The organism is Pseudomonas sp. BRM28 (genome assembly GCF_002939405.1).
Lineage (GTDB): Bacteria > Pseudomonadota > Gammaproteobacteria > Pseudomonadales > Pseudomonadaceae > Aquipseudomonas > Aquipseudomonas palmensis.
Window position 1 is genome coordinate 2,877,491 of the sequence record NZ_PEFV01000001.1, and the last position, 13,459, is coordinate 2,890,949.

Genomic DNA, 13,459 nt, shown 5'->3' on the forward strand with positions numbered 1-13,459 from the left:
ATGTGACGATTCGTCGTGGCAAAGCCGGGCGAGACGCGCTCGCCCACCGCCTTCGCGGTCAGGGCAGCGGCGGGCTGTTCCAGCGCTGCACCGTGACGATCAGTTGCCCTTCGCCTTGCAGGCCACCCTCCTCCAGCTGGGCGATCACCTTCAGGTTGCCGACGTTGTTGGCCATCATCCTGCGCTGCGGGTTCGGCCCGGCGCCGGCAGGCAGGAACACCCCGTCGCGCTGCATGGTGCCGGCGAACTTCACGTCCTCGTCGTCCCTGGCCTGCTCGTTGAACGGCTCCACCGTCCATTTGGCCGGCAGGTAGCCGATGCGGTAAGGCTGGCCATCGGCGCCCTTGCCCCACGCCTCGGCCTCGAAGCGGCCCTGCACCTTGGGCGTGGTGCCGCCGTTCTCGCCGATGCGCGCCACCGAATACGCCGGCACCACCTTGACCTCGGCGACCTCGGTGTACACCGCAAGGTCCACGCCCTTGAGCGCACCCAGGGCCACGTTGCGCAGCCCCGGCGCGGCATCGGCTGCCGCCTTGACCTTGACCCGCAACAGCTGCGGGGTGCTTTCCAGCACCTTGACCACCTCAACGCCTGCGCCCAGGTCCGGGGTGCCGGACAGGCCGCTGCCCACCAGGGTCAGCTCGGCCTCGTTGCCGGCGCGGATGAACGCCGGCTGTACCGCCAGCAGGCGGGGGCTGTCCTGCCTGGCCGCGCTGAAGTCCAGGCCGCGCTCGTCGTGCTCGGTCTCGAACATGCGCCCTTTCATCTCGCCGTTCAGGGCCGCGAATACCTGATGCATGCGCACATCGCCGATCTTCAGGTTGCCGCGCCATTCGTAGCCGTTGTATACGATGGCCGAGCCGCTGCCATTGAACGGCGTGCCGTCGGCATACTGACCCTTGACCTCGATGTTGAAGGTGTCGCCGCTGTCGTGGGTCACGCTCATCACGCCGCGTACATCGCCCCTGGTCATCATGTGGCCGCTGAAGCTCCACTGCCCCGGCAGTGCGTCGGCGCCCGGCTTGCTCTTCTGCCAGTCGCTCCAGGCCTGACTCTCAAGCGGGTAGTCCTTGGCCAGCTGGGGCGCCACTTCGTTGCGCGCCAGCCCCAGCCAGTCGCGGTCGCGGGACATCATCTGGTATTCCAGCGACGGCCAGCGCCCCAGGTGGAACTCCACCAGGCGTTCCCATTCCTGCAGCGGCCGACGCTGCAGCGCCACCCGCGCGCCGGAGTGACAGCGGGCACACATCTGGTTGAGGGGTTCGTCGAACTTCTCCACGGTGTTCAGGCGCCGCTCCATCGCGTAGCGCATGCCATCGGTCTCGCTGGGTGCCAGCCCCTGCCTGTCGGCCAGGTACTTGACCACCGAGCGACGGTCTTCATCGCTGATCTTCACGCCGTACATCAACTGCATGCGCGCAATGCTCATCAGCCAGCCTTCGGGGGTCTTGCGCTGGTGGCTGATGCGGCTCAGGGCGTCGTTGCCCTCGGGGGTATGGCAGGCCATGCACTTGGCATTGAGAATCGCCTTGCCATCTTCGGCCACGGCGGGGGGCAGAACAGCACAGGCCAGCATGGCCAGGGTGCCGGCACTCAGGTAATGCCGGAGTCGTGTTGTCTTCAAGGTCAGGCCTCCACGGTATTGTTTTTATAAATCGTCCGCGCCCGGCGAGGGGCTGTACTGCACATCTGACTCACACCAAGCAGAGTGCATGCCAACAAAATCAATTCCTTGTTTAACAAATAGTTACTGGATACTCCTGATAAACAACATTGATTAAAGCGCTGCCCGGGCGTGCAATTTCGCGATGACTGTCTAACTCTGAGACAGCTGAGACCACTGCCTGGCCGGGTGAGCCTGGCCCGGCAGCACCAGCATACCCAGCACCATCGCCAGCAACCCCAGCCACACCAGCGACACGAACGGATAGCGCCGTACCACGATCACCCCCTGGATCGCGTCGCCACCGTCCAGCGTGCCGGCGGCCGTCATCAGGCGTGGCGAGGCCGGTACCCATACCTGCAGGTCCTGGGCCCAGCCGCGCACGATGAAGGGGTGCAGCACATAGCCCGGGTCGCCCACATGGCGTGCATAACGGTAGTCGAGGATTTCGCACAGCTGTCGCACCGGGCCCTGATAGGCCGGCGGCAATGCGCGCCGGTCCTGGAACAGCGCGTGCCCGGCGATGACCTGGTCGTCGCTGCGCAACTGCACCTGCGCCACCGCCTGGTAGCCCGAGAAGTTCTGCTGGCTGCTTACCGGCAGCACGCGCACCTGCAACTGATCGGCCACCCGGTGCCACGCCTGCGGTGATGAAGCCGGGGCAATATTGATGGGCATGTAGGTATTGAGTGCCGTGGCCAGCAGGCCACCGGCCAGCGCCACCATCGCCCCACCGTGAATCAGCGCCAACGGCGCCGTATGGCGCAGGGTGCCGAGCCGGCGGCTGCGCCACAGCACCCGCATGCCCCAGGCCAGGCACGCCAGCAGCAGGAACATTCCGGCCAGCAGGGCCGCGTCCAGCCACGGCAGCACCTGCACGATGCGCTGGGACAGCACCCCTTCGCCGGTGTAGCGCGAGGTCAGCCAGGCACCGCGCCAGGCCGTCAGCGCCACCCACAGCGCCATGCCCAGGGTAATCAGGCCGGCGTAGCGCGCCGGCAGGCTGCGCCGCAGGAACACCCACCCGCCGAGCAGCCCGAGCAAGCCGATGACGGGCATCAGCCACTTGCCCAGGGCATGGCCGTCCACGTCCCAGTGATCGAAGGCCCGGCGCAAACCGGCCAGCTCCTCGGCACTGGCCCACACGGCCAGGGTTTCGAAGAACGGCTTGAGCTCCGAGGCCTTCTCCAGGGCCAGCCACTGACCGACATGAGCGCCGAGCAGTTGGCCCACCGCCAGCAACGCGGCCACGGCGAACAGCCACATCGACAGGTCCAGCCCCCAGTCCGAAGCCGACCGGCGCACTGGGCGGGCCTTCGCCGCCGGCCGCCTGAACGCTCGCCAGGCAAACCACAGCATCAGGCCGAGGATGCCCCCCGCCAGCGCCAGGTGCCCCAGCCATGAAGTGGTACCGATATAGCGGTGTGAACTGGCCAGCACCTCGCTGCGCGTCACCGACATGGCGATGCAGGCCAGCGCGGCAGTCAGCAGGCTGAACAGCGGCAGCGCGCGCCAGTGGCGGCCCTGCGGCCGCCAGCGCCGTGCCCCGTGCAGTACCGCGCCGAGCATCGCCCACACCGCGAAGGCGGCTGTCTGCACCGGGTCCCAGTGCCATAGCTGGCCGAAGGTGAAGTCTTCGAGCGCCCACACCATGCCCATGCCGATGCCGGCGGTCAGTACCAGCCAGGCGCGCCTGCCGTAGGTACATGCCAGCGCACCGTAGGCGTTGCCGGTACGTGCCAGTGCATCCAGCGCAGCACCGGCCGGGGCGATGGCCCAGGCATAGGCGGCGATAATCAGCGGCGCGTGAAACGCCATCCAGATCGTCTGCAGGTGTGCGTTCATGCCCTGGCTCGCCTGGGCCGCCAGCCAGTCGGCCGGCGTTGCCGTGAACGGCCCCAACCCGGCGGCAGTGAGGGTGTACCAGGCCGCCACCAGCGCATTGGCGCGCCCGGCCCAGCCCGGCAGCGCGGCATTGCGCACGCCGATGCCCATGCACAGGGTAGCCAGCAGCAGCACGGTGCCTTCATCGCCGCCCCACAGGTTGGCGACCTTGAGGTAGGCCGGCAGCGTGGCGCTGCTGTACAGCCAGATGTAGCGCAGCTGGAAATGGTCGGCCAGCAGGTGCATCACCAGGCTCAGGCACGCCGCACACAGCCCCACCAGCGCCAGCCGCCAGAGTATCTGGCGCAGCCGGGCGCGCACGGCGCCCAGTACCACCAGCCCGGCAATCAGCACCAGCAGCAGGTTGCCCACCTGGGGCAGCCACCACAGCAGCGCGCAGCACAGCAGCAGCCCCAGGGCCGGTGGCCAGCACGTATCCCATCGCAGATCGCTCACGACGCCCACTCCTTCTTGTTGTTGTGCAAGCGGCCATACAAGTACTGCGCCAGGCCAGGTTTCACCTGCCAGAACAGCAGCTTGGCCGGTTTCAAGGCATCCTGGGAGTGCGTGCGTGTGTGCCGTTCTGAGACAGTCGATGGGCGGCTGAGACAGTACGGCCCGCCTCGATCTCGCCGGGCTGGGAGACAAATCGCCGACATTTCATCGGGTTGAACGCGTCGTGCAGGCATGGCGCAGTAGTTGCTTGGGCCGGTGCAGCTCGCTGCACACCTTCGATAACAACAAGAAAGGAGCACACCGATGATTCGAGCCGCCCGCACGCCCTTGGCGCTGACGCTTGCCCTCATGGCCTGCAGCGCCCAGGCCCACGAGCTGTACAACAACGAGGGCCGCGTGCTGAACGCCGACCTCGAGGCCCTGTTCGGCGTATTTCACAGTGACGAAAGCTACGCGGTGGGCGGCAACCGTCAGCCCGGCAGCAGTGCCTGGCGCGAGGGCTACGTCAAGTATGGGCTGAGCGCGAGCCAGGCACTGGTCGCTGCGGGCACGGCCTACGGCGCGTTCAACCTGGTCAGCTCCCGTACCTGGGGCGACGGCGACGCCGCCGGCCTGACCCTGGGCAGCGAACGGCGCACCGGCGTCGAGGATGCCTACCTGGGCTGGCGCTCCGGCGACCTGTTCCCGGCGCTGGGCAAGGACGGCGTGGACGTTTCCGCCGGCCGCCAGACGCTGACCCTGGGCGACGGCTTTCTGATCCAGGGTGATCCGGTCAACCTTGGCAAGGTCGACCTGGGCGCGAACTTCAACCGCGGCGGCGCCTATTACCTGGCCGCGCGCAAGGCCTTCGACCGCACGGCCGTACTGCGCCTGGGCGGCAGCGAGGGCCTGCGCGGCGACCTGATGTGGCTGAAGTCGGACAACCATTACCAGGCCGATACCGAGCTTGCCATCGCTAACCTCGAACAGGTGGGCGAAGCCGGCACCCTGGGCATTTCATGGATTCGCGGCCTGGATGTCGACCGGCGCTATGCGTCGATCCTGGGCCTGCAGGAGCGCGATGGCATGGATACTGTCAGCCTGCGTGGGCGCGGCAGCCTGGGGGTCAAGGACCTGGAGGTGGCCGCCGAATACGTGACCCAGGACAAGCGCAGCGGGCGCGAGAACGCCTGGTACCTGGAAGGCGCCTGGACCTTCTCCGAGGTGCCCTGGAGCCCGACCGCCACCTACCGCTACAGCCGCTTCTCGAATGCCTTCGACCCGCTGTTTTACGGGGCCAGCCGCGGCTACGGCACCTGGTTCCAGGGCGAGGTCGCGGCCAACTATGCCGGCCCGTTCAACAGCAACAGCCAGGTGCATCACGTGGGCCTCAAGGCCACGCCACGGGAGAACCTGACCCTTGGCGCGCTGTACTTCGACTTCGATACCCTGGACAAGGCGCGTGGCAACCTGGGTGGCCGCGAGCTGGACCTGTACGTGGAGTGGATGGTCAACGAGCACCTGCTGATCAGCCCGCTGCTGGGTTTCTACAAGCCTGATCGCAGTGCCGACAACGGCGGCCTGCAGCTGGGCAGCAGCGACACCAGCACCTACCTGCAACTGCTGGTGGGCACCTTTTTCTGAGGTGTCACACTGGATACCCCTGCGCGGCCAGCCAGCCGCGCAGCCTGGCCTGTTCCGGCGCCGGCCTGCCGTGCAGCAGCCACTGCAATGGCTGACCGGCCTGAACCCCACGTACCAACGGGGCCAGCGGCACGCCGTCGAGGTGCCAGATACCCAGCGGCTGGTCGGGCCCCACCACCACCTCGGCCTGTTCGATGAAGCCGTGGCTCACCACCGGGCGCTGCTGCACCTGCCATTGGCGGAAGTCCCCGGCCAGGTGCAGTGGTTGCGCATCCGGCCACACCTGGCGCGGGCCCCAGAACGCTTGCCCGGCCTTGTCTGCCTCCTGGGCATAGAAATCCCGGCCGATGCGGGCGAAGCGCAGGAACAGCTGCTCGATACGTTCCTGATGAAAGCGCAGGGCCAGCGCCTGCTGCCCGGGGCGGCGCAGCAGGGTGTTGATCACTGCGGGCGCCTGCAGGGCCGAGGACAGCGACTGGAAGATGCCGTTGCCCGACAGCGGGTCCACCGCCATGGCGGCGTCGCCGATGCGCAGCCAGTTGTGCCCCGCGCATGCGCCTGCCAGGATCGCCGTGCTGCTGCGCGCATGCACCGGCACCGCCTGCCCGGCCGCCGCGCCGAATACCTCGGCCACCAGTGCCGATTCGCCCCGACGCCGGGCACAGTACTCAGGCAGGTGCGCCTTGCCCGGCAGACCGCCGGCGCTGCTGTCCAGGCTGATCTGCCAATAGCAGCGGCCATCGGCCAGGCGCGCCATCCAGGCCCAGCCGTCGGCCAGGCTCTGCACCGCCGACACCGGCTCGGCCGGCGCGCCCTGCCACACACTGAGCAGGCTGACGCTTTCGGGGCCGCGCAGGCGGCTCGCCGTCAACGGGGCCTGGCGCCCGCGTGCCTCCACCAGAAAATCGGCATTCAGCACCCGGCCATCGTTAAGCTGCACCTGGTGCGCGTGCGCCGTGCTGTGCAGCTTGCTCACCCGTGCTTCGATCAAGCCCACGCCGGCCCGGCGCAGGTCTTCGCGCAGGGCGGCATCGAAACGGCGGCGGTCCAGCAGACATTCCTGGTTCAGCCATTGCTGCTGGCCGTTCCAGTGCACTTGGCGGCGCGCGGGCATGGCTGCCTGTTCCAGTGCGCTGCCAAGGCCGGCATGGCGCAGGCCGTCGAGCACCCGTTGGGACACACCCTCCACCGCCTCGAAACGGCGCCAGTCACACACCATCTCGACCGGGTAGCCCAGGCGCTGCAACCCCATGGCGCACGCCGCGCCTGCGGGCCCGGCGCCCAGTATCAGGATGCGCGGCTCAGCCATGCACGCCGCCACGGCGTTCTGCACCAATGAAGGCGGCCTGTTGGCGCAGATGCTCCAGTACCTGTTCGCGACCCGCGTTCGGCTGCGCCGTCAACAGTGCGCGCACCTGGCCGCACAGCGCCGCACTGGCCAGGCTCGCCCCCGCCACGCCGCTGGCCGGATCGACCGCAGCGCCGAAATCGGCCTGGGGCGTGTCGAGCCACGACCATTGGCCCGGCGCGCAGCGGGCATCGCCGGTTACCCGAATCACCCCCGGATAACGCGCCGGGTACACCGGCGCACCGCGCGCCGGGCTCGATGCGCACAGCAGCACCCCGGCCTCGACGGCCACGGCGCAGGCCGCACGCAGTACATTGCGGTCCTGCTGCAGGCCCAGGCTCAGGTTGACCAGCATCGCGCCCTGCTCCACCAGCCACAGCAGCGCCGCCGCCACCTGCAATGCCGAGGTCTGCCAGTGGCGGTCGAACACCTGCGCCACCAGCACCTCGCCGGCACCGCCCTGGGCCAGCAGGCAGTCGAGTACCCGGCTGCCATGCCCCAGGACATCGGCCTGCACCTGCCCCTCGCGCAACTCGCCGTGCTCCAGCCAGAAACGCCGGCCACCGGCGATAGGCCCGGCCTGATGCGCCGAGCACCCGCTGTCGATCACCCCGACACGCAGGCTAGTGCCCATGCAGCACGGGCTGCGGCTGTACACAGCGCAGTTGCCCGTCCTCGAGGTGCAGGTGAAGGTCCGCGCCGTCCAGGGTGGACGGCCGGTGGCTGATCAGGATGCGCGTGCGCCCGGCGAACAGCTGGTCGATGGCCGCGATCACCTCGCGCTCGGTGGCCTCGTCGACCGCCGAGGTGGCTTCGTCGAGCACCAGGATCGATGGCTGCTGCAACAGGGCGCGGGCAATCGCGATGCGTTGTTTCTGCCCACCGGACAACTGCTGCCCACGTTCACCCAGCGGCCCGTCCAGGCCCAGGGGCAGGCTGTGCACCAGGCTGTCCAGGCGCGCCAGGCCCACCACCTGTTCCAGTTCTGCACGGCTCGCGTCGGGCCGGCAGTAGGCCAGGTTCTGCGCCAGGGTGCCGCGAAACAGCACGATGTCCTGGCTGACCACCGCAATGCGCCGGCGCAGTGCCAGCAGATCGAGGTCGCGCAGGTCCTGGCCGTCGAGCAGGATGCGCCCCTGGTCCGGGTCGTAGAAGCGTTGCAGCAGGTCGATCAGGGTCGACTTGCCAACCCCCGAAGCGCCGCTGATGGCAACCTTGAGCCCGGCGCCGATGCACACCCGGGCATCCTGCAGCACCGCGCCACGACGCTGCTCATGGGCAAAGCACACTCCTTCAAGGCGCAGCTCGCCGCCGCCGTCACGCATCGGCTGCGGCGCGGCCGGCTGGGTCACGCTGACCGGCTCCTGCTGCAACTCCATCACCCGGCCCAGGCTCACGGCCATGCGCTGGACCGCCACGTACAGGCCCAACAGGCTCTGCACCGGCCCCACCGCCATGCCCAGATAAGTGGAAAAGGCGATCAGCGCGCCCAGTTGCCAGGTGCCCTGGATCACCCAATAGCCGCCCACCAGAAACGCCGCGGCGCGGCACAGCGAGGTCAGGGTGCCCGGCACCGCCTGGGTCAGGAACTCGGTCACCTGCACCTTGAGCAGTTGCCCCATGTAGCCCTGGCCCAGTCGCCCCAGGCGCCCGGCTTCGCGCTGCTGCTGGCCCGCGGCCTGGATGAACTTCATCGCCGGCAGGGTCTCGACCAGAAACGACGAGACATCGGCCGAGCGTTCGCGCAACTGGCGCACCTCGCGCTCGACCTTGCGCCGCATCCAGCGCAGCCACAGCACCTCGATGGGAATCAGCACCGCCAGCAGCAGGGTCAGCTGCCACGACAGCATCAGCATCAGGCTCACTGCGCCCACCAGGCCGATCAGGCTGGAAACCGCCGAAAACAGCGAATCCACCGCAAAACGCTGGATTTCCGCGACGTCGCCATCGAGCCGCGAAAGGATGTCGCCCAGCCGCTTGCGCCCGTAGAAGCTGGGCGACAGCTGCTGCAGGTGGCCATACAGGTCGTCGCGCAGGGCGAACAGGATGCGCCCCGACAGGCGCGTGTGCAGGTAGCGGTTGACCCCCGACAGCACGGTGCTCGCCAGCCCCACGCCAACCATGATCGCCGCCATGTGCCACAGCACCTCGAAGTCCTTGGCCAGCAGGCCCTCGTCGATCAGGGTCTTGACCAGCCAGGGCTGGGCCAGCACCAGCAGCGAGGCGCCCAGCGACAACCCAAGCAGCACGCCGATCGCCCGCCCGTGGGGCCGCACGAAGCCGTACAGCCAGGCCAGCGCCCGGCGCATCAGCTGCGGGTCGTCGGTATTGACCAGGCGCAGCAGCACTCGGCCCAGGCGGTTCAACTGCGCAGCTGCTTGATCTTGCGGTACAGCGTGGCGCGGCTGATGCCCAGGGCATCGGCTGCCGCGGTGATGTTGCCGTGATGACGCGCCAGGGCGCCACGGATCAGCTCCTCCTCGTTTTCGCGGATGCTGCCCGGCTGCTGGGTGCTGCCCCTGAGGTCTTCGAGCAGGCAGTCGGTCAGGTGTTCCAGGCCCAGCATTGGCTCGCCCGGCTCGCGCATGGCCACCGCCGAGCGCAGCACCATCTCCAGCTGGCGGATGTTGCCGGGCCAGTCGTAGTTGTTCAGCAACGCGGCCAGCTCCTTGCTCAGGCGCACGCCGTGGGCGCCGAACTTGTGCAGCAGGCTGTCGATCAGGGTGCCCAGGTCGTCGCGCTCGCGCAGTGCCGGCAGGCGCAGACTCACGCCGTTGATTCGGTAGTAGAGGTCTTCGCGAAACTGCTGCTCAAGCACGTGGCGCTTGAGGTCGCGGTGGGTGGCGCAGATCACCGCCACGTCGATGTCCTGCTCTTCGCCGGCGCCCAGCGGCGCCACCCGGCGCTCCTGCAATACCCGCAGCAGGCGTGCCTGCAGGGCCAGCGGCATGTCGCCCACCTCGTCGAGAAACAGGGTGCCGCCGTGGGCCTGCATCAGGCGCCCGACCATGCCGCCACGGCGCGAGCCGGTGAACGCCCCTTCGCGGTAGCCGAACAGTTCGGACTCGATCAGCCCCTCGGGTATGGCCGCACAGTTGACCGCCACGAACGGCTTGCCGGCACGCGGGCTGGCCTGGTGCAGGGCGCGCGCCACCACTTCCTTGCCGGTGCCGGTTTCGCCCAGCAGCAGCACCGGCAGTTCGTTCTTCAGGCCCTGCAGGGCCATGCGCAAGGTGCGCGCAAGACTGCTGTCGCGCCCGGCCAGGGCCTCGAGGTCGACGCTCTTCTGCGCGGCCACCGGGGCAGCGGGTGCAGGTGTCGCGGCAATCACGGGCTGGCGCGGCAGGTGCTGGGAGCGGAAGTAGAACTCGCCCTTGGCGGTCTGCACGCTGCTGATGCCGCCCTGCCATACCCGGCTGATGAAGGCGCTGGAGCGTTCGCCGATCAGGTCGCTGCAACTGCGCCCCACCAGGGCGGCGCGCGATACCTGCAGCAAGGCGCAGGCCTGGTCGTTGGCCGCCAGCACCTCGCCGTCCAGGCTCAGGGCAAGCAGGCCGTGCCAGGCGCTGCCCAGGTACTGCGGGCGGTTGTGGAAGGCCACCACCAGTTGCTCGGGGTAGCACAGGCCGAACATGCGGCTTTCGATGTTGCCGGCAGCCAGCAGCAGGGTCGAGAGGTTGTCCTGGGGCTGGGCCATGACGCCTTCGCGGGTCAGGTCGAGCACCCCGATGATCTCGCCGCGCGGGTCGCGCAGCGGTACCGAGGTGCAGGAGAACGGGCTCAGGCGGTCCAGGTAGTGTTCGCCGCAGTTGATCAGCGTGGGGCGCCCTTCCACCACGGCGGTGCCGATGGCATTGGTGCCACGCACCGACTCGCTCCAGCAACTGCCCGGGTGCAGGTCGCGCAACCCGGTCTGGCGCAATGGCTCGGTGTTGCCCTCGATGGCCAGCACGTTGGCCTGGGCGTCGCCGAGGATGATGATGCCGCCCTTGCCCTGGCGCGACACCAGGTACTCCAGCTCTGGCGTGGCGGCATCGATCAGCAGCCGGTTGCTTTCCAGCAGGCGCTTGAGTTCACCGCGCTGCGGGGCGGCCAGCTCGTGCCGCTCGCCTTCGAGGCAACTCAGGCCATGGCCGAGGCTGCGCCGCCACGAGGCATCGATCTCGTCGCGCAACATGCCCAGCGGCAACTCCCCGTCATGGACCAGTTTCATGCGTGCCTGGCGTGACTCCTGCAAAGGGTCAGCGGCGTTTTTTATTAGAATGGTGCGTGCCATCGCTTACTCCAGCGCCCGTCGAACGTTGTGCACTTAAGGCAATGTAACTCAAGGGAGTGTGCTTGAGATTTGCAGGGCCGTCACCCGCAGGCGCCGACAACCTGATCGGCAGAGTGGCACAAGGTTACGTTTACGTAAAGGTGATGAATCGCGACGTGACGTCCTCCTTTCAGGCGCGCCGATTGCGCGCCAGCAGCCACAGCAGGTACACCCCGCCCAGCAGGCCGGTGGTCAGGCCGATGGGCAGGTTGAGGTTGGCCACAAAACGCTGGCTGAGCAGGTCGGCGGCCAACAGCAGTACCGCCCCCATCAGCGCTGCGCTCACCAGCGGCACCTGCGCCGAGGTGGTCAGGCGCCGTGCCAGCTGCGGCGCGGCCAGGGCGATGAAACTGATCGGGCCGGCCGCCGCGGTGGCGATCGCGGTCAGGCCCACCGCCGCCATCACCATCAGCAAGCGGGTACGCTCCACCGCCACACCCAGCTGAGCGGCGCTGTCGTCACCCAGTTCGAGGATGTTCAGGCGCCGTGCGTGGTACACCGCCACCGGCACCACCAGCAGCAGGCCCAGCGCCGCCGGCAGCACATGCGACCAGGTGCGGGTGTTGAGCGAGCCGGCCAGCCAGATCTGCGCCGACATGGCCTGGTCGAGGTTGCCCATCACCAGCAGCACCGTGTTGAGCCCCGAGAGCATCGCGCCCACCCCGATGCCCACCAGCACCAGGCGATAGCCGCCGGTGGTGCGGCCCTTCATCGACAGCACGAACACCAGCGCAGCGGTGCCCACGCCGGCGATCACCGCCGCCAGCGACGCCCCCAGCGGGCCGGCATCGAACAGGATGATCTGCACGATCGCCCCGCTCGCCGCCCCGGTGGTGAAGCCGATGATGTCGGGCGAGCCCAGTGCGTTGCGCGAGATGGACTGGAAGATCGAGCCGGCCATGCCCAATGCAGCGCCCACGCACAACGCGGTGAGCACCCGCGGCAGGCGCACGCGCAGCACGATGCGCTCGGTGGTCGGGCTCGGCCCTGCCCCCAGCAGGCTGGCCAGTACCTGGCCCGGTGTCAACGGCAAGGTGCCGATGCCCAGCAGCAGCACCCCCAGCCCCAGGGCCAGCAGCACCAGCACGGCACACACCAGCACCCCCCGTGGCTGCCAGCGAAACGACAGGGCGGCCAGGCGGACGACCCGTGTAGCGGTAGTGTTCATAGCTTGCTCAACCGGAATGTGCGCACCAGCGCGATAAAGAACGGCCCGCCGATCAGCAGCGCGACGATACCCGCCGCCACTTCCGCCGGCGCCGCCACGACCCGGCCCAGCACATCGGCCCCCAACAGCAGCACGCCGGCAAACAGTGCCGAGTACGGCAGGATCCAGCGGTAGTCCGGGCCCACCAGCAGGCGCGCCAGGTGCGGCGCCACCAGCCCCACAAAGCCGATCGGCCCGGCAGCGGCGGTGGCAGCGCCGGCCAGCAGCATCACTGCCAGGCAGGCCAGCAGCCAGGTGAGGCGCACGTTCACCCCCAGCGCCAGGCCCAGGTCCTTGCCCAGGGCCATGGCATTGAGGCTGCCGGCCAGCGCCAGCACCGTGACAGCGCCCGGCACCACGGCCATCGCCAGCACCCCCACTGCCTCGAAGCCGCTCTTTTCCAGCGAGCCCGATGCCCAGTGGCGAAACTGGTCGAACACCTGCGCCGGCGCATTGAGGATGATGATGCCGGTGACCGAGGCCAGCATCACCGACAGACCGGCGCCGGCCAGCACCAGGCGCACCGGGTTGGTGCCGGTCTCCTGGGCACGGCCCAGCATGAACACGGCCACCCCGGCCAGCCCGGCGCCGACGAAGGCGCACCACACGTAGCCGCTCATGCTGCTCAGGCCCAGCACGGCCACACCGACGATCACCCCTACCCCGGCCCCGGCGTTGATGCCCAGCAGGCCCGGTTCGGCCAGCGGATTGCGGGTCACCGCCTGCATGATCGCACCGGCCAGGCCCAGCGCCAGCCCGGCCAGTATCGCCACCAGCGTGCGTGGCACCCGCAGTTCGCGCACGATCAGGTGCTGGTCGTCGAGCCGGTCGTAGGCCGACAGCGCCTCGAACACCTGGGCCACGCCGATGCTGCGCGACCCCACCACCAGGCTCGCCAGCACCGCCACAACCAGCAACAGCAGCCCCAGCAGCAGGCCCTGACAACGTCTTGATCGCACCATG

9 protein-coding genes are annotated in these 13,459 nt (G+C 68.7%); 1 reads left to right on the forward strand and 8 read right to left on the reverse strand.

Annotated features, from left to right (window positions below; all coding sequences use genetic code 11):
* Nucleotides 1-58 precede the first annotated feature (58 nt).
* Nucleotides 59-1,576: a quinohemoprotein amine dehydrogenase subunit alpha gene (peaA, locus tag CR917_RS13630; RefSeq protein WP_104572475.1), complete on the reverse strand. Its 1,518-nt coding sequence runs from the start codon at nucleotides 1,574-1,576 to the stop codon at nucleotides 59-61.
* A 240-nt stretch (nucleotides 1,577-1,816) separates the two neighbouring features.
* Nucleotides 1,817-4,003: a cytochrome c biogenesis protein CcsA gene (ccsA, locus tag CR917_RS13635; RefSeq protein ID WP_256589671.1), complete on the reverse strand. Its 2,187-nt coding sequence runs from the start codon at nucleotides 4,001-4,003 to the stop codon at nucleotides 1,817-1,819.
* 303 nt (nucleotides 4,004-4,306) lie between these two features.
* Here ccsA and CR917_RS13640 point away from each other — a divergent pair, with 303 nt between their 5' ends.
* The gene (locus CR917_RS13640) at nucleotides 4,307-5,626 is read left to right on the forward strand and encodes a hypothetical protein (RefSeq protein WP_104572476.1); all 1,320 of its coding nucleotides are present in this window, start codon (nucleotides 4,307-4,309) and stop codon (nucleotides 5,624-5,626) included.
* A 4-nt stretch (nucleotides 5,627-5,630) separates the two neighbouring features.
* On the opposite strand, the gene CR917_RS13645 is transcribed toward CR917_RS13640, so the two are convergent.
* The 6 genes from CR917_RS13645 to CR917_RS13670 all read right to left on the reverse strand — a co-directional run bounded on the left by CR917_RS13645 (nucleotide 5,631) and on the right by CR917_RS13670 (nucleotide 13,458).
* The gene (locus CR917_RS13645; RefSeq protein ID WP_104573172.1) at nucleotides 5,631-6,935 is read right to left on the reverse strand and encodes an NAD(P)/FAD-dependent oxidoreductase; all 1,305 of its coding nucleotides are present in this window, start codon (nucleotides 6,933-6,935) and stop codon (nucleotides 5,631-5,633) included.
* Nucleotides 6,928-7,608, reverse strand: a complete 681-nt coding sequence (locus CR917_RS13650; RefSeq protein WP_104572477.1) for a peptidase S8 and S53 subtilisin kexin sedolisin — start codon at nucleotides 7,606-7,608, stop codon at nucleotides 6,928-6,930. Before CR917_RS13650 ends, CR917_RS13645 begins: the two co-directional genes overlap by 8 nt.
* Nucleotides 7,598-9,331 (reverse strand): ABC transporter ATP-binding protein, encoded by a 1,734-nt coding sequence (locus CR917_RS13655; protein WP_104573171.1) that lies wholly within the window; start codon nucleotides 9,329-9,331, stop codon nucleotides 7,598-7,600. Before CR917_RS13655 ends, CR917_RS13650 begins: the two co-directional genes overlap by 11 nt.
* 5 nt (nucleotides 9,332-9,336) lie before the next feature.
* Nucleotides 9,337-11,250 (reverse strand): sigma-54-dependent Fis family transcriptional regulator, encoded by a 1,914-nt coding sequence (locus CR917_RS13660; RefSeq protein WP_058540210.1) that lies wholly within the window; start codon nucleotides 11,248-11,250, stop codon nucleotides 9,337-9,339.
* 169 nt (nucleotides 11,251-11,419) lie between these two features.
* Nucleotides 11,420-12,457, reverse strand: a complete 1,038-nt coding sequence (locus CR917_RS13665) for an iron chelate uptake ABC transporter family permease subunit (protein WP_054914476.1) — start codon at nucleotides 12,455-12,457, stop codon at nucleotides 11,420-11,422.
* On the reverse strand, nucleotides 12,454-13,458 hold the full coding sequence (locus CR917_RS13670; RefSeq protein WP_054914475.1) for an iron ABC transporter permease: 1,005 nt from the start codon (nucleotides 13,456-13,458) through the stop codon (nucleotides 12,454-12,456). The genes CR917_RS13665 and CR917_RS13670 overlap by 4 nt, the downstream gene beginning before the upstream one ends.
* Nucleotide 13,459 lies beyond the last annotated feature (1 nt).

Excerpts from the sequence above, each read along its gene's own strand:
- CR917_RS13650 (WP_104572477.1), bottom strand. The coding sequence starts at position 7,608 with ATGGGCACTAGCCTGCGTGTCGGGGTGATCGACAGCGGGTGCTCGGCG.
- CR917_RS13665 (WP_054914476.1), bottom strand. The coding sequence starts at position 12,457 with ATGAACACTACCGCTACACGGGTCGTCCGCCTGGCCGCCCTGTCGTTT.
- CR917_RS13660 (WP_058540210.1), bottom strand. The coding sequence starts at position 11,250 with ATGGCACGCACCATTCTAATAAAAAACGCCGCTGACCCTTTGCAGGAG.
- peaA (WP_104572475.1), bottom strand. The coding sequence starts at position 1,576 with ATGCTGGCCTGTGCTGTTCTGCCCCCCGCCGTGGCCGAAGATGGCAAG.
- CR917_RS13645 (WP_104573172.1), bottom strand. The coding sequence starts at position 6,935 with ATGGCTGAGCCGCGCATCCTGATACTGGGCGCCGGGCCCGCAGGCGCG.
- CR917_RS13640 (WP_104572476.1), top strand. The coding sequence starts at position 4,307 with ATGATTCGAGCCGCCCGCACGCCCTTGGCGCTGACGCTTGCCCTCATG.
- CR917_RS13670 (WP_054914475.1), bottom strand. The coding sequence starts at position 13,458 with ATGGTGCGATCAAGACGTTGTCAGGGCCTGCTGCTGGGGCTGCTGTTG.